This is a genomic window from Shimia sp. FJ5 (assembly GCF_032918335.1).
GTDB classification, from domain to species: domain Bacteria; phylum Pseudomonadota; class Alphaproteobacteria; order Rhodobacterales; family Rhodobacteraceae; genus Shimia; species Shimia aestuarii_A.
This window is the reverse complement of sequence record NZ_JAWJUV010000003.1, coordinates 364,954-383,885: the sequence shown is the minus strand read 5'-3', so window position 1 is coordinate 383,885 and position 18,932 is coordinate 364,954. Positions and strand designations below refer to the sequence as shown.

The following is an 18,932-nucleotide window of genomic DNA, read 5'->3' as shown; positions in this document are numbered from 1 at the left end:
CGGGGTGAGCGATGCTTTTGCCCCGGCAAAAGCAACGTGAGGGGCTGGCCCCTTCCTCGCGCCAAAGGCGCTCATCCTGTGCGCGCCCTCAGGCGCGCGCCGCTTACCAACGGCCCGTGAGCGCCCGACGCATCAACCCGGCCTTGCGCGCGAATTCGCTCGCCGCCAAGTCGCCCGACGCCACACGGCCCGGGGCTTCAAGCGCCCGGCGCAGCACGCCTTCAGCCTGCCAACCCGCCAACAACGCCTGACCAGCCGCGCGCGACACCGCGCCACGCTGCGCCCGCGCTGCCAATAGTTGCGCAAGCGCTTCGCGGGCAAGCTCCGCAACCGCCTCGGGCCGCCCATCAACAAGCGGGAAACATCCCCGCCCCTCAAGGTCAGGGATCGCCAAAAGCCAATTGGCCACACCAACCCCATAGGCGAAATCGCGCACGACACGCTCTTGCGCTGCGCCAAGCGCGCGCGCCGCGACCCAAAAAAGCCCGCCGGTCGTCGCGTCGATATGCGCGGCAAAGGCAGCCTCATCCTCGAACGGCTCGCGGTAAAGATCCCAACGCCGCGCTTCTACGGCCGCGTCAAGCACCGCCGCGCCTTCCGGGTCGAGCCATGCGGCAAGCGGCGTCACAACCTCGTGGCGCCGCACCCTACCGCCGCTGCCGATCTCCTCGAGCGCATCGCGCCACCATTGCAGGCGCATCTCGCCGATCATCGCTTCCTGCGTGACCCACGGCGCGCGCGCGACCTCGATGGCAAAGGCATGTAGCGGGAAAAGCACCTCGCGCGCCGCCGGCTTCGCGGCCATCGTGGCAAGGAACCTATCCGGATCGCCCTTCTGCACGATCAGCGCGCAAGCCCCAAGATCGTCCCCTGCGCTCATGACAAAAAGCCCCGGATCAACTCTGCGGTGCGCGCCGCGTCAACCACGCCGAGATGCGTCACCCCGTCGAGCACATGGTACTGCCCGCTGTCATTGACCGGCGCAAGAAGCGGCTCGTAGCCTTGCGCAACAAAGCTCTCGTCATCCTTGCCTACAACCAAAAGGAACTCGGGCAACGCGGCTGCATCCGCAAGATAGTCTCCGCGCGGCGCATAGGATTGGTTCAAGCGCCAGGAATAGGCCAGCGTCGCCTCGTTCCCGCGCTCCCCCTCACGGATGGCTTTCGGCATGGCAAACTGAATCACCGTCAGATGGTCGAGCGCGTGAATGCCCGCTGTATTCAGCATCGACAGGCCAATAATCCGCCGCAAGAGCACATGCGCCCACCCGCCGGATTTCGCCCGCGTCGTGGGCGCGTTGTGCTTGAGGAAAGGCGCGAGCAAAACCGCCTTGTCGATCATCCCGCCATGCGCGCCGCCTGCAAACCGCACAACAAGCCCGCCGCCAGAACTATGACCGAGAAGGACAACCTCCTGCCCCGGCTTGCGCTTGGCCGCGATCAGATCGGCCAGATCGTCCTCCAACTGGCCCATATAGGCGATATCACCGCGCGCCCCCGGCCCGTTGAAATGGCCACGTAGGTTGACCGCCAAGACATCCGCCGCTCCCTCGAGCCGCGCTGCAAGACCGGCGAATTGCCCGCCATGCCAGCCCGATCCATGCACCATGACCAAAAGCGGCACATCTTGGCGCGATGCGGGCAACGACCAGGCGCTGAGTGTCTCGCCATCGCGCGCCTCGACCTGATCAAGCACCATTTCGGCGCGCGGCCTGTCGGCTGTCACATCATCAAAGCTCATCTTCCCCGCCGGGAGTTCCTCTGGATCAACGGGCCTCTGCGACAGGATAAGAACGATCGGAATGATCGCGGTAATTGCGATCGAAATCAGGAGGAATTTCAAAATCGAAAGAAACAAAAACAAGACTCCCATAGGGGTTAGATCTGAACCCGCGCATCCCGCGTGAGCTTCCAGTTGATCGCATCAAGAAGCGCATCGAAAGACGCATCAACGATGTTCGCCGAAACCCCGACCGTCGCCCAACGCCGCCCGGCGTCATCCTCGAAATCTATGATGACACGCGTCACGGCCTCAGTGCCGCCATTGGTGATCCGCACCTTGAAGTCCACGAGTCGCACCGCGTCGATGCTGTCCTGATACGGGCCAAGGTCTTTCTTGAGCGCCTGCCAGAGCGCGTTGACCGGCCCCTCGTCGCTCATGTCATGCTCATGCTCGTTCTTGAAGAAGGAGGTGACCTTCGCCCCGTCCGGCATCTGCACGGTGATGACCGCCTCGGATTCCACGACGAGCTGCCCGCGCGCATTGCGGCGGCGCTCAGAGATCACCCGGTAGCGCTCCACGTCAAAGAACACCTCGGTGAGGCCAAGCTCTTCGCGCGCCAAGAGCTCGAAACTCGCCTGCGCGGTGTCATAGCTGAACCCCTCGGATTCCCGCGCCTTGATACGGTCGAGGATACGCCCCAGCGCCGGGTTCCCCTTCTCGACCTCAAGGCCCGCATCCGCCAACCGCTTGCGCAGGTTCGACTGCCCGGCTTGGTTTGACATGGGGATGATGCGCTCGTTGCCGACAAGGCCCGGCTCCACATGCTCATAGGTCGAGGGATCCTTGAGGATCGCGCTCGCATGAAGCCCCGCCTTATGGGCAAAGGCCGAGGCCCCCACATAGGGCGCTTGTTTCATCGACACACGGTTCAGGATGTCGTCGAGCAACCGGCTCGCCCGCGTGATCCCTTTGAGCGCCTGACGCGTGATCCCGGTCTCAAACCTCGAGGCATAGGGCTCCTTGAGCAGTAGCGTCGGAATGAGCGTCGTCAGGTTCGCATTACCACAGCGTTCGCCAAGCCCGTTGAGCGTCCCCTGCACCTGTCGCGCGCCCGCATCCACCGCCGCCAGTGAGTTGGCCACCGCGTGTTCGGTATCATTGTGGGTATGGATGCCCAGATGATCGCCCGGCACACCCGCTGCGATGACCGCCTCGGTGATCGCCCGAACCTCGCCCGGTAGCGTCCCGCCATTGGTATCGCAAAGAACAACCCACCGCGCCCCAGCGTCATAGGCCGCTTTCACCGTCTCGATCGCATAGGCCGGATTGGCCTTGTAGCCGTCAAAGAAATGCTCGGCATCAAAAAGCGCCTCCCGGCCTTGCGCGACAAGATAGGCCACGGATTTCGCGATGTTCTCGACATTCTCCTCAAGCGTAATGCCAAGCGCGGTTGTGACATGGAAATCATGCGTCTTGCCGACAAGGCACACCGCCGGCGTGCGCGCATTCATCACCGCCGCAAGCACGTCATCGTTTTCCGCCGACATCCCCGCCCGCTTGGTCATACCAAAGGCGGTGAACGTCGCGCGCATCTCGGGGCGGGCCTCGAAAAACTCGCTATCCGTCGGGTTCGCACCGGGCCAGCCGCCCTCGATATAGTCGATCCCCAACTGATCGAGCACCTTGGCGATCTGCATCTTCTCGGGCGTCGAGAATTGCACGCCCTGCGTCTGCTGCCCATCGCGCAGCGTCGTGTCATAGAGATAGAGGCGGTCCTTGGTCATCGCTCAGCCTTTCCAGCAAATCCTTCCGGGCCGCCTGCGGCCCGGTTCGCCCCCGACCCGCCCCCCAGGGCGGGGGCGAATACGCCCCCACCCTCGGGCCGGGCGCGAACCTCTGTCACGCGCACTTTCATAGCAGCCCCTCCAGCTTGGCCGGATCGAACCCGGCCGCCGGGAGCAACTCGACCCCTGCCTTACTCATCCTGACCTCAACGCCCGCCGCAACCAGCGCCGCCTTGAGCCGATCTACTTCGGAGAAATCCTTGGTTTCCATGGCTTTGGCGCGGGTCTCGGCAAGCAGGACTTCAAGCGGCCCAAGAACCATATCATCCATCCGATAGACCATACCTTTGACCGCTTGCCCAAAATCAAGCTCTCCCAATCCCAACAACTCCAAAGCGGAGCGAAGACCATCAGCGTCTCCGTTCTTGTAGAGCGCGTGCATTGCAGCGAGCGCCAACGGCGTGTTTAGGTCGTCTGCAAGTGCTTGGACAACATCTGAGGGCGGCTCACCAACCGAACCATCCAGAGCCATCGCTGCCCATCTACTAAGAGTCTTCTCCGCCTCCGCCGCCTTCTTCGCCGTCCAGTCCATCGGCTTACGATAATGCGTGCTTAGGAACACGAACCGGATCACCTCGCCCGGTATCCCCTGCTCCAACAGATCATGCACGGTAAAGAAATTGCCCAGGCTCTTGGACATCTTCTTGCCCTCGACCTGCAACATCTCGTTATGAAGCCAATAGTTGGCAAAGCCGCCACCGTCCTCGGCATGACCCGACGCACAGCAGCTTTGCGCGACCTCGTTTTCATGGTGCGGAAACTGTAGATCGTTGCCACCGCCATGGATATCAAAGGTCTCGCCCAATAGGTCCTTGGCCATGGCCGAGCATTCGATATGCCAGCCCGGACGCCCCCGCCCCCACGGGCTATCCCAACCGGGCAAATCATCCGAGGACGGCTTCCAAAGCACGAAATCCATCGGATCTTCTTTGTAAGGCGCAACTTCGACCCGCGCGCCCGCGATCATGTCATCGACAGAACGCCCAGAAAGCGCGCCATAGTGCTTGTAGGCCCGCACACGGAACAGGACATGGCCATCCTTGGCATAGGCAAAGTCATCCGCGATAAGCTTTTCAATCATCGCGATCATCTGCGGGATATAGGCCGTCGCACGCGGCATCTCATTGGGATCCATCGCCCCAAGCGCGCGCATGTCGTCGAGATACCATTGCGTCGTCTCCGCGGTGATCTCGCCGATCTCGCGCCCCGACTCCTTGGCGCGTGCGTTGATCTTGTCATCCACATCCGTGAAGTTGCGCACATAGGTGACGTGATCCGCCCCGTAGACATGCCGCAAAAGCCGGTAGAGCACGTCGAAGACGACCACGGGCCGCGCATTGCCGATATGGGCGCGATCATAGACCGTCGGACCACAGACATACATCCGCACATTCTCGGGGTCGATCGGGGTAAAGACCTCTTTCTTGCGGGTCTTCGTGTTGTGCAGTTTGATCGTCGTCATGTCTCGTCCTTCGGGCACGCAAAGAGAGCTTGCGCGGCGGGCTTAACAACTTCAGATCATGTTTGGAATAGAAGAACGGCCCGCCGGAATGTCTCAGCAGGGAATGCAGCAAATAATGATGGTGCAGGTGATCTTCATGCGCCAGACCCTAGGCTGCCCTTTCGGAGCGGTCAAGACGCTTGACGCGGGCCAGCCCGCACCTCACCCTACGAGCCATGAGCCGTGACACCGTCAATACGATCTGCGCCGCCCTGCCCGGTGCCGACTGGTCCGAACCTTTCGGGCCGGGGCATGATGTCTGGAAGGTCGGAGACAAGATCTTTGCCGCCATCGGCGCGCAAAGCACTGGCGTTTCCGTGAAGACCCCCGATGTCGAGACCGCGCAGATGCTGATCGACGCGGGCGTCGGCGTGAAGGCCCCCTATTTTCACAAGAGCTGGATTCACTTGCCACTGGATGCCGAGACCGAGGAACTGCGCCACCGCATCACCGCCTCCTACGACCTCATCCGCGCGAGCCTGACCAAGAAGGCCCAAGCCGCGCTCGCGCCGCGCGCCTGAAATCTGCACTGACGCAATACCGACGTAATACCGACGCGATACATATCCCGGTTTTGATACCTCCCATCACACAATTGCATTTGACTTCCCCGCGTCGCTTTGGCCCTCTCTGGGCTCATTTTCACGCAGCAAGGACGCCCCATGAAGCTCTCCCATCGCATCACGCACCTGACCCCCTCCGGCTCTGACGGATGGGAGGTTTTCTACCGCGCCCGCCAGATGGTCGCCGCTGGTGAGGACGTGATCGAACTGACGATTGGCGAGCATGATATCGGCACCGATACCGTGATTCTCGACGCGATGGACCGCGCCGCCAAGGGCGGGCACACGGGCTATGCCATGGTCCCCGGCATCCAGTCCTTGCGCGAAAGCGTGGCGCGCCGGATCGAGGAAAGAACTGGTGTTCCAACGACTTACGAGAATATCCTCATCACACCCGGCGGGCAATCAGCCCTTTTCGCCGCGCATCTCGCGGCCTGTGACGAGGGCGACACCGCGCTTTATATTGACCCCTATTATGCGACCTATCCCGGCACAATCCGCGGCATCGGTGCCAAGCCCGTCGCCATCCAAACCCGCGCCGAAGACGCGTTTCAGCCCCGCGCCGAGGATATCGAGGCGCACGCGAAAGGCGCGTCTTCGCTCCTCATCAACACGCCGAACAACCCCACTGGCACGATCTATTCCCGCCAAACCCTCGACGGCATTGCCGAGGTCTGCCGCAAGCACGATCTCTGGCTGATCTCCGACGAAGTCTACGACACCCAAGTCTGGGAAGGCCAACACCTCTCCCCCCGCGCCCTCCCCAACATGGCCGACCGCACCCTCGTCGTCGGTTCCATGTCGAAATCCCACGCCATGACCGGAAGCCGCGTCGGCTGGATTTGTGGCCCTGCCGACGTCGTTCGGCACCTCATAAACCTCGCCACGCATACGACCTATGGCGTGCCGGGATACATTCAGGACGCCGCCGATTTTGCCATCGCGCAAGGTCCTGATCTCGAAGAAAAAATTGCCGAACCCTTCCGCCGACGCCGCGCCCTTGCGCGGGATATTCTCGCACGGCACAACGCGGTCGGTCTGATCCCCTCACAAGGTGCGATGTATCTCATGCTCGACCTTCGCGCGACGGGCCTGAGCGGGTTCGAATTCGCCAATCGCCTGCTGGATGCGCATCGCATCGCCGTGATGCCGGGCGAGAGCTTTGGCAAGGCCGCGGCGGGTCACGTGCGCGCCGCCATGACCATCGACGACAAGGCGTTCGCTGCAGCGCTTGAAACGATCTGCACCTTCGCGGAATCACTCTCGAAATAGCCATTCGCGACATTCTGTCGCTTTCCGCACAGATTTCGCCGCTTTTCCCGCCCAGACTTTCCCAAAACAGGGAGAGTTCACATGCGTTGGAAAATCTACCTGACGCGCCTTGTCATCGGGGCGGCCCGTGGCCGTGCTGCCCGTGGGCGGCCAAGCCCGTCCTGTCACCAACACAGATTTCAGACAGGACTTCAAAGGCTTAGATCCCATGACACAGATTCAACCCCGTCGCTCTGGTGGCCGCGCAGCACGCCACATCAGCCGTAGCACCCCGCTCGCTTCCAACGAACGCCCGATCCGTCCCGGTCTTGAAGGGGGGCGCTATAATCCCTTAGGCGAAAAAGACATGGCCCGGATACACGCCGCCGCCCTGACTGCGCTTGAAGAGATCGGCCTCGCAGGCGCACCCGAAAGCGGTATCGCCGCCCTAACAGGCGCTGGCGCGGTGCTTGGCAGTGATGGCCGCCTGCGCTTCCCGCGCGCCCTTGTTGAAGACACATTGGCCAAGGCCAACAGGAGCGTAACGCTCTTTGGCCGCGATCCTTTGCAAGACATGCAGCTCTCCGGTGCACGTGTCCACTACGGAACGGCCGGGGCTGCCGTGCACGTGGTCGATCCCGAGGGGCGGCATTACCGGGAAAGCACCCTGCAAGACCTGTTTGAGGCGGCAAAGATCACAGACCACCTCGACAACATCCATTTCCTACAACGCCCGATGGTCGCTCGCGATATCACGGATAACCGCGAGATGGATTATAACACGGTCTATGCGTGCTGTTCCGGGACGCGAAAACATATAGGCACCTCTTTCTCTGATAAGGCCCATGTGGCCGACGCGCTTGAGATGCTTCACCTTATCGCGGGCGGTGAAGACGCTTGGCGTGCGCGACCATTTGTTAGCAATTCCAATTGCTTCGTTGTGCCACCCATGCGTTTCGCAACAGAGAGCTGCGAAGTGATGGAGGCCTGCATCGCGGGCGGCATGCCTGTCCTTTTGTTGTCGGCTGGCATGGCCGGGGCCACGGCACCTTCCACCGTCGCAGGCGCCATCGTGCAATCGACCGCAGAGTGCCTTGCCGGTCTCGTCTATGTGAACGCCATCAAACCCGGTCACCCGGCGATCTTTGGCACCTGGCCTTTCGGCCTCGACCTGCGCACCGGTGCAATGAGCGTCGGGTCAGGCGAACAGGCACTTCTGTCGTCGGGCTGCGCCCAGATGCACCGCTACTACGATCTCCCCGGCGGCTCCGCGGCCGGTGCGGCGGACTCCAAACTCCCAGATATGCAAGCCGGTTGGGAGCAGATGTGCTCGGCCGTGATGACCGGGCTTTCCGGTTGCAACATGGTTTATGAAGCTGCGGGAATGCATGCCTCTCTCCTAGGATTCTGTCAGGAGTCCCTGATCCTTGGGGACGATCTCATCGGGCAGGCGTTGCGCTGTGTACGGGGCATCGAGGTCGATGATGAAACCCTTGCCCTCGATCAGATGCGCGAGGTTTGCTTGGAGGGACCAGGACATTACCTTGGAACCTCGCAAACCCTTGGGCGAATGGAAAAAGATCATGTTTATCCGAAACTTGGGGACAGAACCTCACCCAAAGAATGGGATGAAAAAGGGAAACCTGACTTGATTGCCAAGGCCACGGCTCGCAAGAATGACATCCTCGCCGCGCCAGGCCTTGCCCAGTTTGATCCGCGCATTGATCGGGAAATCCGGAAGCGTTTCAATATCCACCTGCGCCCCTAAGGAGAGCGCGCGGGCATCTTGCAAGGTGCTTTCCGTCATCCCTTTGGAGTTTGCGCTGGCAACCGCGCTATGGGCGTCTCGAACAAGGAATATATAAATAATTACAATATCCTAAAGGACGAACCAGATCTTCCAACTAGCCCTCAAGGCCGGGCGTGCGGCAGGACACGCCCGGCCTGATCGCTCCGGCCCTGGGGGGGGAATGAAAGGCGACCGGAGCTTTGTGCTTTGCGTCAGCCGTCTTTCTTGGCAAGCACGCCGGCTTCCACGGCCGCCTGATATTCTTCCTCCGAGACGCTCCCATCGGCATCCGCATCGATCGCGGCAAAGACCTCCTCGGTCACGTCGGGGTGCACCTGCTTGATTTCTTCCATGCTGATAGCCCCGTCGCCATTGGCGTCTGCGGTCATGGCGTAGGCGGGAAGAGCGGCACCGGTGAGGGTCAGGACGGTGGCAATCATTGCACGTTTCATTTGATGTACTCCTATGTCGATCAGATTGATCTTGTTTCATTGTGAAGGCGCGTTGCTGATGCCTTCGAAACCATAGACGCGGGAAATCCCATTATCGTTCCTCGCCGCCGCCGTTTCCCCGGAACTGGCCGAAACCTGCCAAATTCGCCCCGCGCGACCGGCAAACCGGTGCCGAAAAAGCCCCCTTCCCGCTCCTCGGCGGAAAACCCCGGCCTTTTCAAAGGGTTCTGCCTCACCAATGTTCTGGACAAGACAACAGGCACGAAGGAAGCTCCCGATGAAATGCACGAAAACACGCGAGAAAGAGGTCGATTTCGCCCAGCTTCGCACAAGGCTGCTTCGGAAATCGCGGCGCTATGGATCAGAGGCCGAAGACCTTGTGCAGGAGGCGATCCTGAAACTCTTCACGCATCTGGCAGAGGGGGCCGAGATCGACAATCTCGAGGCCTACGCCACGACAACGCTGCACAATCTGGCCCGCTCCAGATGGCGAAAGATGGTCGCAACCGAAGAGTTTGACGAGGGAATGACAGTCACAGAGGCGGACGCCAGCGTCCATCTCGAAGCGAGAGAGACCCTCGCGGCCATAGACGCCTTGCCCTACCATCAGGCCAGCTTGCTGCGCCTCGTCGCCAAAGGGACACAGAGCCCCTATGACATTGCCTCCCGGACCGGTCTGCCACTTGGAACCGTCAATTCCCGCCTCGCCCGTGCCCGCGCGCGGCTACGCGATCTTACGGATTCATAGCTTGGTCAAAAAATAGGGGGGCTAACGCCCCCCAGTTTCGCCACTCAAGCTCACTCTATATACCGCCCGTAGTTTTTGCCTGCGGCCTGAGCGTCGTCGGGGCGAGCGCACCCGCCCCGTGTTCTTTAGCTACACCCGCTTGTCGCGCCGCAGGTGTTGCATTTCATACAGGTGCCATTGCGCACCAGCGTGTAGTTGCCGCAATCGCCGCAAGGATCGCCCTCGTAGCCCTGCATTTTGGCCTTGGTGCGCGCATCCATCGACACGGTCCCTGTCGATACGGCGGTCGTGGTCGTGGTGGCGCTGACCGTCGCGCCGCCGGTTTCGGGCACGAGTGTCTGTAGCGCGACCTCCGGGTCGGCCGTATTGAGCGCCACCGCCCCGGCACCGCCGTTCAGCACCACAAGTTCTTGCGGAAGGCGCTTGCGCAGATAGCCGGTCGAGGAGATCTGCTTAAGCACTTCGAGCGATTTCGACGCCGCGCTTTCGCTGAGTTCCTGCACGTTCGACACGCCCTCTTCCTCGCCACGACCGAGGTCATCGAAGGACGCACCCTGCGGCTTCACATGTGCCAGGTCTGTTCGATCAAGATAAGAAACAGCCAGTTCCCGGAAGATATAATCGAGGATGGATGTTGCATTTTTGATAGAATCGTTACCCTGGACCATGCCCGCCGGCTCGAATTTCGTGAAGGTAAAGGCGTCGACGAACTCCTCAAGCGGCACGCCATACTGAAGGCCAACAGAAACCGCGATGGCAAAGTTGTTCATCATCGCCCGGAAGCCCGCGCCTTCCTTGTGCATGTCGATGAAGATCTCACCGAGCGAGCCATCCTCATACTCTCCGGTGCGCAGATAGACCTTGTGACCCCCAACAACCGCTTTCTGGGTATAGCCCTTGCGGCGTTCCGGCATCTTGGTGCGCTGAGACTTGATGATCTCCTTGACCACGACCTTCTCGATGATTTTCTCGGCGAGAACGGTGGCCTTTTCCTGCATCGAGCCGCTCTCGAGCACCTCGGCCGCCTCGTCGTCATCCTCGACCAGCGCCGCCGCGAGAGGCTGCGAGAGTTTCGAGCCGTCACGGTAGAGCGCGTTGGCCTTCACACCGAGCGACCAAGACAGCTCATAGGCCTTCTGGCAATCTTCGATGGTCGCATCGTTGGGCATGTTGATCGTCTTGGAGATCGCGCCCGAGATGAACGACTGCGCCGCCGCCATCATGGTGATGTGGCTGTTGACCGAGAGATACCGCTTACCCTTCTTACCGCAGGGGTTGGCGCAATCGAAGATCGCGTAGTGTTCTTCCTTGAGGAAGGGCGCCCCTTCGAGGGTCATCGTGCCGCAGACGTGGTCGTTCGCCGCGTCGATATCCTTCCGCGAGAACCCAAGATGGGTCAGCATGTCGAAGGTCGGATCGTTGAGCTTCTCCGCCGGGATGCCAAGCACATTGGTGCAGAAGGCCTCTCCAAGGGTCCACTGGTTGAACACAAAGCGGATGTCGAACGCGGTTTCGAGCGAGGCTTCGATCTTGTCGAGTTCCGCCTGACCGAACCCATGCCCGATAAGCGAGGTGTGGTTGATGCCCGGCGCGTTGCCAAGGCTCCCATGGCCCACCGCGTAAGACACGATTTCTTCGATCTGCGAGGAAGAATAGCCAAGTTTCTCGAGCGCCGAAGGCACAGAGCGGTTGATGATCTTGAAGTACCCACCACCAGCGAGCTTCTTGAATTTCACCAGAGCAAAGTCCGGCTCGATCCCGGTCGTGTCGCAATCCATGACAAGGCCAATCGTGCCGGTCGGCGCGATGACCGAGGTCTGCGCGTTGCGATAGCCGTTCTTTTCGCCTAGGCGCAGTGCCTCGTCCCAGCTCGACTGTGCGAGCGCGACGAGCTTCTGATCCGGGCAGCTATCAAGATCAAGCGCGACCGGCTTCACCTCAAGCCCTTCATAGCCTTCCGTTTCGCCATAGGCGGCCCGGCGGTGGTTGCGAATGACCCGGAGCATGTGATCGGCGTTGCGTTTGTAGCCGGAGAACGGCCCGAGTTCGCCCGCCATCTCCGCCGAGGTTGCATAGGCGACGCCGGTCATGATCGCGGTGAGCGCGCCGGTGAGCGCCCGGCCCTCCTCGGAGTCATAGCTCATGCCCATGTTCATCAAGAGGCCACCGATGTTGGCATAGCCAAGGCCGAGCGTCCGGAAGTCATAGGACAGCTGCGCGATTTCCTTCGACGGGAACTGCGCCATCATCACCGAGATCTCGAGGGTGACGGTCCAAAGACGCGTCGCGTGCATGTAGTCTTCTGCGTTGAATTTGCCGTCTTCAAGGAAGGTCAGCAGGTTCATCGACGCGAGGTTACAGGCCGTATCGTCAAGGAACATGTACTCCGAGCACGGGTTGGAGCCGCGGATTTCGCCGTCTTCCGGGCAGGTATGCCAGGCGTTCACGGTGTCATGGAACTGAATGCCGGGGTCGGCACAGGCCCAGGCCGCGTGGCCCACGTCTTCCCAGAGCTTACGCGCCTTGATGGTCTTGGCGACCGAGCCGTCCGTGCGACGGATCAGCTCCCAATCTGCGTCGTCCTTAACCGCCTTCAGGAAAGCATCGGTGACGCGGATCGAGTTGTTGGAGTTCTGACCGGAGACAGACGCATAGGCCTCGCTATCCCAATCAGTGTCATAGGTCGGGAACTCGATGGAGCCATAACCCTGCTTGGCGTAATCAAGCACGCGCTTGACGTAAGTCTCGGGGATCGCGACCTTTTTGGAGTCCCTGATCGCCGCCTTCAGGCCTTCGTTGACCTTCGGATCATAAGCGTCCTCTTCCCTACCGTCCCAGGCACGGATCGCTGCGAAGATCGCATTGAGCTTCTCTTCGTGCATCTTCGAGCCGGCCACGATGGAGGCGACCTTCTGCTCTTCCTTGACCTTCCAGTTGATGTATTCCTCGATATCCGGGTGATCGGCATCGACGATGACCATCTTGGCCGCGCGGCGCGTCGTGCCGCCGGATTTGATTGCGCCCGCCGCGCGGTCGCCGATCTTCAGGAACCCCATCAGGCCTGAGGATTTCCCACCGCCCGACAGATTCTCGTTGGCCGCCCGTAGCGACGAAAAGTTGGTGCCGGTGCCGGAGCCGTATTTGAACAGGCGTGCCTCACGCACCCAGAGATCCATAATACCGCCATCGCCAACAAGGTCGTCGGCCACGGATTGAATAAAGCACGCATGCGGCTGCGGGTGCTCATAAGCGGATTTCGAACGAGTCAGCTTGCCGGTCTTATGGTCGACATAGTGGTGTCCTTGGCTCGGGCCATCGATGCCATAGGCCCAATGCAGGCCGGTGTTGAACCATTGCGGAGAGTTTGGTGCCGCGCGCTGGGTCGCAAGCATGTAGCGCATTTCATCGAAATAGGCGCGGGCGTCCTTCTCGGTCGAGAAATAGCCCCCCTTCCAGCCCCAGTAGGTCCATGCGCCTGCGAGGCGATCAAAAACCTGCTTGGACGAGGTCTCCCCGCCCATCTCTGCGCCCTCGGCCGGAACCGAGCGCCAAAGGAACTCTGGCACGCCCTTTTCTTTGACCTTCTTGGTCTTCGAGGGCACGCCTGCTTTGCGGAAATATTTCTGGGCGATCACATCGCTTGCAACCTGGCTCCAGCTCGTCGGCACTTCGACATTGTCGAGACGGAACACGATCGTGCCATCCGGATTGCGAATCTCGCTCACAGTGCTTGCGAAATCCAAGCTTGCGTATGCGTCCTGCCCTGCCTTGGTGAAATTTCTTTCGATTTTCATTGTTATGCCTCTGCTTCCCAGCGTGTTGTCGTCCCCAAGGGCGCCTGTGCGCCCTGTCCGCCGGTGGCTCTGGAGGAAGAGACAAAACAGCCCCGCGCGGCGCCCATAGGTGCGCCGGTCTCCCGAACCATCCCGCTGTTCGGATCGCTGTTTGGTGTTCTGTCCCTGCTCCAGCCTGCGTCACCACTATATGTTGTGGCGCTCTCGGCTGACCCCCACAACCTGACGCATTCGGCACAAGACCGTCAAACATTTTATTTGGCTTTTGAGGGGATTTTTGATGTTGACCAGAAAGGCTGATTTTGACGCTCGCTGCCGTCGTCCGATTCCTTTCTTAACGCGAAGTCGCCGTTGAGTTGGCGCATCACTTCGGGAGCTTTGGCGAAGCGCCTAAAATTCAAGGAAAATCCGGAACGGGTCCGAAACGGTCCAAGATATCCACAACATCTAGCGAGACCGAAAAGGTTAACACAATATATATGTCGCCTTCATGCGAATGACATGAAAATCGAATCTTGCAAGAAGGTGATTCTTCGCAAAAAGCGCCCGCAAGGCGCCAAAGCAAAAAGCAGTTGCCCGCTAAACAGGCACCAAAGATGTGTCTTTGAAAATTGGTCGGGGCGGCGAGATTCGAACTCACGACCCCCTGTACCCAAAACAGGTGCGCTACCAGACTGCGCTACGCCCCGAACCGAGGCTGGGTTTAGCGGCTTCGTCTAGCGCGAACAAGGCCAAACAGCGTTGCTTTCGGAAATAGATGCATGACGCATCTCGCTGCCGACCGTGATCCCAAGCGCATCCGCCAGCCCGCCGTTGATCTCGAGCACATAGCGCACAGGTGCCCGGCTTGGAATCTGGGTCCGGTCGCCGGGGATGGCCTCGTGGTGTATGCGAACGACCGCACCAGCCTCATCGATGAAGAGCATGTCCAAAGGGATCAGCGTATTCTCCATCCAGAAACTGACCGGGCGTGTCCTGTCGAAGATGAAAAGCATGCCTGCCCCACGCGGCAGCGACTCACGCATCATCAATCCGCGCGCGCGTTCCGTCTCGTCATCAGCGATCTCGACGCGGAAATGAGCTTGCCCCCAAGCGCCGCGCAAACTGACACGATCTTCTCGGCAGGTGGTCTCAGCGGCCCCGCCCGTCACGGACAAGAGCAGCCAAACACCGGCGACAAGACCGCGTCGGATCATACGGTTTCCTTATCGAGCGCGTTTTCCCATGCGCTGACCTCGATGGCCATGAGGCCCCGTTTGCCTTCGATAGCGCGAATTGCAAGGGCTTCGCCTGGCTGCAGGTCCGCAAGACCCGACCGGCGCAGGACTTCTATATGCAAAAAGACGTCTTCAGGGCGCCCAAAGATATTGGCAAAGCCAAACCCCTTGCCCTTGTCGAACCATTTCACCCGCGCGGGTTCGAGCCGCGCGTTGCGAATGTCTTCTTCATCCAACTCGATGAAATCGGCGAGCGTATGCGACTCACTTGCGCCCGGTACTTCGATCCGGATCACTTCGACGGCCTGCACCCCGCGGTCGGTCTTTTGCGCATCAATCTCGATCCGGGCGCTATCTGCGACGGTGCTCTGACCGAAATTTCGCAGAACGTTGGCGTGCAACAACACGTCCGGTCCGCCCTCATCGCTGACGACAAATCCAAATCCCTTGACTGGATCGAACCATTTTACTTCCCCAATGATCCGAGTCAGCTCTCTTTTTGTATCACTCAACAGCTTAACCTTACGCCTTTCGTGAGTCGCGCCCCATGCGGACGCCAGTCTGCGCGATTTTTCCAACTTGGGCAAGAAAAGCAGTAATTTGTTTTCAAGGACTTGCATTCCACGTTACGTGAATGACACGTCCTGCCTTGCCCCCTTAGGGGTTGAGCCGTGTCACGCTCCAAGCCTCGTCAAAGGAAGCGCGACGCCAGACAAAACGATCATGCAACCTGAAGGCGCCATCGGCCCAGAACTCTATCTCCAAAGGTGTGATCCGGTAGCCCCCCCAATAAGGCGGTCGCTTGGGATTCGTCCCCTTCTGCGCCGTGATCTTCGCCACATCCGCCATCAGCGCCGCACGCGACGACAGTGGCTCGGATTGGCGCGAGGCCCAGGCCCCAAGACGGCTCTTGAGAGAGCGGGACTCATAATACTCATCTGCTTGCGGCCCTTCTTCACGGCTGACAAGCCCGCGCACCCGCACCTGACGGCGCAGTGATTTCCAGTGCATCACGAACCCCGCCTTGCCCGCGCTCTCGATCTCCCGCGCTTTGGCACTGCCGTAATTGGTGTAAAAGACAAAGGCTGCGTCTTCGATTTCCTTGAGAAGGACCATCCGCACATTCGGCAAGCCATCCGCATCCACCGTCGCAAGGGCGATGGCGTTTGGGTCATTGACCTCGCTTGCCTCTGCCTCACTCAACCATGCGCGCGCGATGGCGAATGGATCATCCCCTGCGAAAATCCCGGTTCTGTCTGACATGGTGCAAAGCCTCTCTGCTGCGTCTCACCGCTCTTGATGCGATCATGCGGATCGCCTAAACGTCCCTCTAACCGAATTGCGACGGAGACTGACGGAATGTCAAACAATCTGATGGCGGGCAAGCGCGGCGTGATCATGGGCCTTGCCAATGACAAGTCGATTGCCTGGGGCATTGCAAAGGCTTGCGCCGATGCGGGCGCCGAGATGGCCTTTACCTATATGGGCGAGGCGTTCAAGAAACGCGTGGCCCCGCTGGCCGAACAACTGGGCGTCGAGACGCTGATCGATTGCGACGTGTCCGACATGGCCTCCGTCGATGCGGCCTTTGCCGAGATCGAAGCCAAATTCGGCAAGATCGACTTCCTCGTCCACGCCATCGGCTTTTCCGACAAGAACGAACTGCGCGGGCGCTATGTCGATACCAGCCGCGATAACTTCCTGATGACGATGGATGTGAGCTGCTACAGCTTCACCGCCGTGATGCAACGCGCTGAGAAGTTCATGAACGCGGGTGGCTCGGCCCTGACCCTGACCTACTACGGTGCAGAGCAGGTCATGCCGCATTACAACGTCATGGGCGTCGCCAAGGCCGCGCTTGAGGCTTCTGTAAAGTATCTCGCCGAAGACCTCGGCAAGGACGGCATCCGCGTCAACGCGATCTCGGCCGGCCCCATCAAGACGCTCGCCGCCTCCGGCATCGGCGATTTCCGCTATATCCTGAAATGGAACGAGCTGAACTCGCCGCTGCGCCGCAATGTCACCATCGACGACGTTGGCAACTCGGCGCTCTACTTGCTCTCCGATCTCGGAAGCGGTGTCACGGGCGAAAACCTGCATGTCGATGCGGGTTATCACGTGGTCGGCATGAAAGCGGTCGATGCGCCGGATATCGACGCTGTCACCGGAAGGAAGTAAACCATGAGCGACCGCCTGCCCCACGAAAAAGGCTTTCACATCAGCTGGGATCAGATCCATCGCGACTCCCGCGCACTTGCATGGCGTCTTGACGGGCAAGGACCGGACGACGGGGCTTGGCGCGCCGTGGTCGCCATCACCCGCGGTGGCATGGCGCCAGCAATGATCGTCAGCCGCGAGTTGGACATTCGCACCGTCGACACGATCAGCGTCAAGTCCTACCACTCCGGCGGTGGCAAGCAGGACCAGCAGCGCGAGGCGGAAGTCCTGAAATCCCCCGACGCAGATCTGATGGGCGACGGCACCGGCATCCTCATCATCGACGACCTTGTCGATAGCGGCAAAACGCTCGAGCTGGTGCGGGAAATGTATCCCAAGGCGCATTTCGCCACCGTCTATGCCAAGCCGAAGGGCCGTCCGCAGGTTGAGACCTTCATCACCGAGGTAAGCCAGGATACCTGGATTTTCTTCCCCTGGGACATGGCGCTGCAATATGTGGAGCCCTATCGCGGCACCGACTGAGACCGGCGCTGGCGTCTAGGGCGGATGCCTCCGGCGGGAGGTATTTTTACAGTGAAGAAGACAGGGGCGCATTGCCCCCGGTGAGAGCGGCCCTTAGGGTCGCTCTTGTTGTTTGAATCCCACGGAGAGCGCCCATGTCCTTGCCCCGCACAGCCGCCAGTTTTGCCCCGCCTGTCATGGAGGCCCGGCGCTGGCTTGAAGGGGTGACCTTCCCGCAGGACCGCCCCCTCATCAACGTGAGCCAAGCCGCGCCCGTCGATCCGCCGCCGGAAGCCCTGCGCCGCCATATCGCTGACGTCGCACTCAACCTGCCTGAGGCGCATCTCTATGGTCCCGTCCTCGGCCTGCCCGGGCTGCGCGAAGAGGTCGCGACACAATTTGGCGCGGCCTACGGCGGCGAGATCAGCGCCGCGCAGGTCGCCATCACCGCAGGCTGCAATCAGGCGTTTTGTGCTGCGATCACAGCCACTTGCGGCGAGGCAGACGAGGTTATCCTCCCGGTGCCGTGGTACTTTAATCACAAAATGTGGCTCGACATGATGGGCGTCAAATCCGTGCCGCTTCGCACCGGGGATGACCTTCTTCCGGATCCGGAAACCGCCCGCGCGCTCATAACGTCTCGCACCCGCGCGATTGTGCTTGTGACCCCGAACAACCCCGGCGGCGTGGAATATCCCGCCGCGCTCGTGCGCGCCTTCTATGAGCTTGCGCGCGAAACCGGCCTGCGTCTGATCGTCGATGAAACCTACCGCGATTTCGATGCGCGCAGCGGCGCGGCGCATGATCTTTTCGCCGATCCGGACTGGCCCGAGACCTTGGTGCAGCTTTATTCCTTTTCCAAAGCCTATCGCCTCACCGGACACCGCGTCGGCGCGATGATTGCCTCTGAAACGCTCTTGTCAGAGGTCGAGAAGTTCCTCGATACGGTCACCATCTGCCCCAACCAACTCGGCCAGCATGCCGCGCTCTGGGGCATGCAGAACCTCTCGCAATGGCTCTCGGGTGAGCGCGCCGAGATTCTCGACCGCCGCGCCGCAATTTCAGAGGCCATGCCCGCGCTCGAAGCGGAAGGTTGGCATCTCATGGGGGTGGGGGCCTATTTCGCCTATCTTCGTCACCCGTTTGCCATGTCCTCCCGCGATCTCGCCCCTGCGTTGGTGCGCGAGGCCGGGGTGCTCTGCCTGCCCGGCACGATGTTTATGCCCGAGGATCACGCAGCGGGCGACGAACAGCTTCGTATTGCCTTTGCAAATGTGGACCGGACGGGCATTGCCGCGCTCTTTGACCGCCTTGCCGCGGTTTCCTTCGAGAAACGCTAGGCCCGGGGGCTGCATCGCCCCTTGCTCCCCTT

At 60.6% G+C, this 18,932-nt stretch carries 16 protein-coding genes and 1 tRNA gene; 7 read left to right on the top strand and 10 right to left on the bottom strand.

Annotated features, from left to right (window positions below):
• Nucleotides 1–103 precede the first annotated feature (103 nt).
• The 4 genes from R1W01_RS12540 to cysS form a co-directional block, all read right to left on the bottom strand.
• On the bottom strand, nucleotides 104–880 hold the full coding sequence (locus tag R1W01_RS12540; RefSeq protein WP_297757111.1) for a squalene/phytoene synthase family protein: 777 nt from the start codon (nucleotides 878–880) through the stop codon (nucleotides 104–106).
• The gene (locus tag R1W01_RS12535) at nucleotides 877–1,857 is read right to left on the bottom strand and encodes an alpha/beta hydrolase (protein ID WP_297757108.1); all 981 of its coding nucleotides are present in this window, start codon (nucleotides 1,855–1,857) and stop codon (nucleotides 877–879) included. Before R1W01_RS12535 ends, R1W01_RS12540 begins: the two co-directional genes overlap by 4 nt.
• A gap of 20 nt (nucleotides 1,858–1,877) precedes the next feature.
• Nucleotides 1,878–3,506: a citramalate synthase gene (gene cimA, locus R1W01_RS12530; RefSeq protein ID WP_297757105.1), complete on the bottom strand. Its 1,629-nt coding sequence runs from the start codon at nucleotides 3,504–3,506 to the stop codon at nucleotides 1,878–1,880.
• A gap of 127 nt (nucleotides 3,507–3,633) precedes the next feature.
• Complete coding sequence (gene cysS / locus R1W01_RS12525) at nucleotides 3,634–5,028, bottom strand: cysteine--tRNA ligase (RefSeq protein ID WP_297757102.1); 1,395 nt, start codon at nucleotides 5,026–5,028, stop codon at nucleotides 3,634–3,636.
• 215 nt (nucleotides 5,029–5,243) lie between these two features.
• Between cysS and R1W01_RS12520 the strand changes: the two genes are divergently transcribed.
• The 3 genes from R1W01_RS12520 (at nucleotide 5,244) to R1W01_RS12510 (ending at nucleotide 8,649) form a co-directional block, all read left to right on the top strand.
• Nucleotides 5,244–5,588, top strand: a complete 345-nt coding sequence (locus tag R1W01_RS12520) for an MmcQ/YjbR family DNA-binding protein (RefSeq protein ID WP_297757096.1) — start codon at nucleotides 5,244–5,246, stop codon at nucleotides 5,586–5,588.
• A 141-nt stretch (nucleotides 5,589–5,729) separates the two neighbouring features.
• Nucleotides 5,730–6,902 carry a pyridoxal phosphate-dependent aminotransferase gene (locus tag R1W01_RS12515; protein WP_297757093.1) on the top strand — a complete coding sequence of 391 codons (1,173 nt, stop codon included), beginning with the start codon at nucleotides 5,730–5,732 and terminating at the stop codon, nucleotides 6,900–6,902.
• 208 nt (nucleotides 6,903–7,110) lie between these two features.
• Complete coding sequence (locus R1W01_RS12510; RefSeq protein ID WP_317275242.1) at nucleotides 7,111–8,649, top strand: trimethylamine methyltransferase family protein; 1,539 nt, start codon at nucleotides 7,111–7,113, stop codon at nucleotides 8,647–8,649.
• A 233-nt stretch (nucleotides 8,650–8,882) separates the two neighbouring features.
• Here the strand turns inward: R1W01_RS12510 and R1W01_RS12505 are convergent, their stop codons facing one another.
• Nucleotides 8,883–9,122: an EF-hand domain-containing protein gene (locus R1W01_RS12505; RefSeq protein ID WP_243612988.1), complete on the bottom strand. Its 240-nt coding sequence runs from the start codon at nucleotides 9,120–9,122 to the stop codon at nucleotides 8,883–8,885.
• A 277-nt stretch (nucleotides 9,123–9,399) separates the two neighbouring features.
• Here R1W01_RS12505 and R1W01_RS12500 point away from each other — a divergent pair, with 277 nt between their 5' ends.
• Nucleotides 9,400–9,870, top strand: a complete 471-nt coding sequence (locus tag R1W01_RS12500; RefSeq protein ID WP_297757086.1) for an RNA polymerase sigma factor — start codon at nucleotides 9,400–9,402, stop codon at nucleotides 9,868–9,870.
• Nucleotides 9,871–9,995: 125 nt separating this feature from the next.
• Here R1W01_RS12500 and R1W01_RS12495 read toward each other — a convergent pair whose 3' ends face one another.
• The 5 genes from R1W01_RS12495 to pdxH form a co-directional block, all read right to left on the bottom strand.
• Nucleotides 9,996–13,664, bottom strand: a complete 3,669-nt coding sequence (locus R1W01_RS12495; RefSeq protein ID WP_297757083.1) for a vitamin B12-dependent ribonucleotide reductase — start codon at nucleotides 13,662–13,664, stop codon at nucleotides 9,996–9,998.
• Between the two features lie 612 nt (nucleotides 13,665–14,276).
• A tRNA-Pro gene (locus R1W01_RS12490) sits at nucleotides 14,277–14,353 on the bottom strand.
• Nucleotides 14,354–14,380: 27 nt separating this feature from the next.
• Nucleotides 14,381–14,860: a DUF192 domain-containing protein gene (locus R1W01_RS12485; protein WP_297757080.1), complete on the bottom strand. Its 480-nt coding sequence runs from the start codon at nucleotides 14,858–14,860 to the stop codon at nucleotides 14,381–14,383.
• A complete protein-coding gene (locus tag R1W01_RS12480) occupies nucleotides 14,857–15,393 on the bottom strand; it encodes a cold-shock protein (protein WP_243612992.1) in 537 nt (178 codons plus the stop codon). Before R1W01_RS12480 ends, R1W01_RS12485 begins: the two co-directional genes overlap by 4 nt.
• A 145-nt stretch (nucleotides 15,394–15,538) precedes the next feature.
• On the bottom strand, nucleotides 15,539–16,144 hold the full coding sequence (gene pdxH, locus R1W01_RS12475; RefSeq protein ID WP_297757077.1) for a pyridoxamine 5'-phosphate oxidase: 606 nt from the start codon (nucleotides 16,142–16,144) through the stop codon (nucleotides 15,539–15,541).
• A 96-nt stretch (nucleotides 16,145–16,240) separates the two neighbouring features.
• Here pdxH and fabI point away from each other — a divergent pair, with 96 nt between their 5' ends.
• From fabI to R1W01_RS12460, 3 genes are all read left to right on the top strand, one after another.
• Nucleotides 16,241–17,059, top strand: coding sequence for an enoyl-ACP reductase FabI (fabI, locus tag R1W01_RS12470; protein WP_243612994.1), 819 nt, complete (start codon nucleotides 16,241–16,243; stop codon nucleotides 17,057–17,059).
• A gap of 3 nt (nucleotides 17,060–17,062) precedes the next feature.
• A complete protein-coding gene (gene gpt, locus R1W01_RS12465) occupies nucleotides 17,063–17,581 on the top strand; it encodes a xanthine phosphoribosyltransferase (RefSeq protein WP_243612995.1) in 519 nt (172 codons plus the stop codon).
• A gap of 134 nt (nucleotides 17,582–17,715) precedes the next feature.
• Nucleotides 17,716–18,900 (top strand): aminotransferase, encoded by a 1,185-nt coding sequence (locus tag R1W01_RS12460; protein WP_297757072.1) that lies wholly within the window; start codon nucleotides 17,716–17,718, stop codon nucleotides 18,898–18,900.
• The last annotated feature ends 32 nt before the right edge of the window (nucleotides 18,901–18,932 follow it).

What these genes read in the sequence shown, in the direction of transcription:
- R1W01_RS12540 (WP_297757111.1), bottom strand. Translation starts at nt 880, where the DNA reads ATGAGCGCAGGGGACGATCTTGGGGCTTGCGCGCTGATCGTGCAGAAG.
- cimA (WP_297757105.1), bottom strand. Translation starts at nt 3,506, where the DNA reads ATGACCAAGGACCGCCTCTATCTCTATGACACGACGCTGCGCGATGGG.
- cysS (WP_297757102.1), bottom strand. Translation starts at nt 5,028, where the DNA reads ATGACGACGATCAAACTGCACAACACGAAGACCCGCAAGAAAGAGGTC.
- R1W01_RS12520 (WP_297757096.1), top strand. Translation starts at nt 5,244, where the DNA reads ATGAGCCGTGACACCGTCAATACGATCTGCGCCGCCCTGCCCGGTGCC.
- R1W01_RS12515 (WP_297757093.1), top strand. Translation starts at nt 5,730, where the DNA reads ATGAAGCTCTCCCATCGCATCACGCACCTGACCCCCTCCGGCTCTGAC.
- R1W01_RS12510 (WP_317275242.1), top strand. Translation starts at nt 7,111, where the DNA reads ATGACACAGATTCAACCCCGTCGCTCTGGTGGCCGCGCAGCACGCCAC.
- R1W01_RS12505 (WP_243612988.1), bottom strand. Translation starts at nt 9,122, where the DNA reads ATGAAACGTGCAATGATTGCCACCGTCCTGACCCTCACCGGTGCCGCT.
- R1W01_RS12500 (WP_297757086.1), top strand. Translation starts at nt 9,400, where the DNA reads ATGAAATGCACGAAAACACGCGAGAAAGAGGTCGATTTCGCCCAGCTT.
- R1W01_RS12495 (WP_297757083.1), bottom strand. Translation starts at nt 13,664, where the DNA reads ATGAAAATCGAAAGAAATTTCACCAAGGCAGGGCAGGACGCATACGCA.
- R1W01_RS12485 (WP_297757080.1), bottom strand. Translation starts at nt 14,860, where the DNA reads ATGATCCGACGCGGTCTTGTCGCCGGTGTTTGGCTGCTCTTGTCCGTG.
- pdxH (WP_297757077.1), bottom strand. Translation starts at nt 16,144, where the DNA reads ATGTCAGACAGAACCGGGATTTTCGCAGGGGATGATCCATTCGCCATC.
- fabI (WP_243612994.1), top strand. Translation starts at nt 16,241, where the DNA reads ATGTCAAACAATCTGATGGCGGGCAAGCGCGGCGTGATCATGGGCCTT.
- gpt (WP_243612995.1), top strand. Translation starts at nt 17,063, where the DNA reads ATGAGCGACCGCCTGCCCCACGAAAAAGGCTTTCACATCAGCTGGGAT.
- R1W01_RS12460 (WP_297757072.1), top strand. Translation starts at nt 17,716, where the DNA reads ATGTCCTTGCCCCGCACAGCCGCCAGTTTTGCCCCGCCTGTCATGGAG.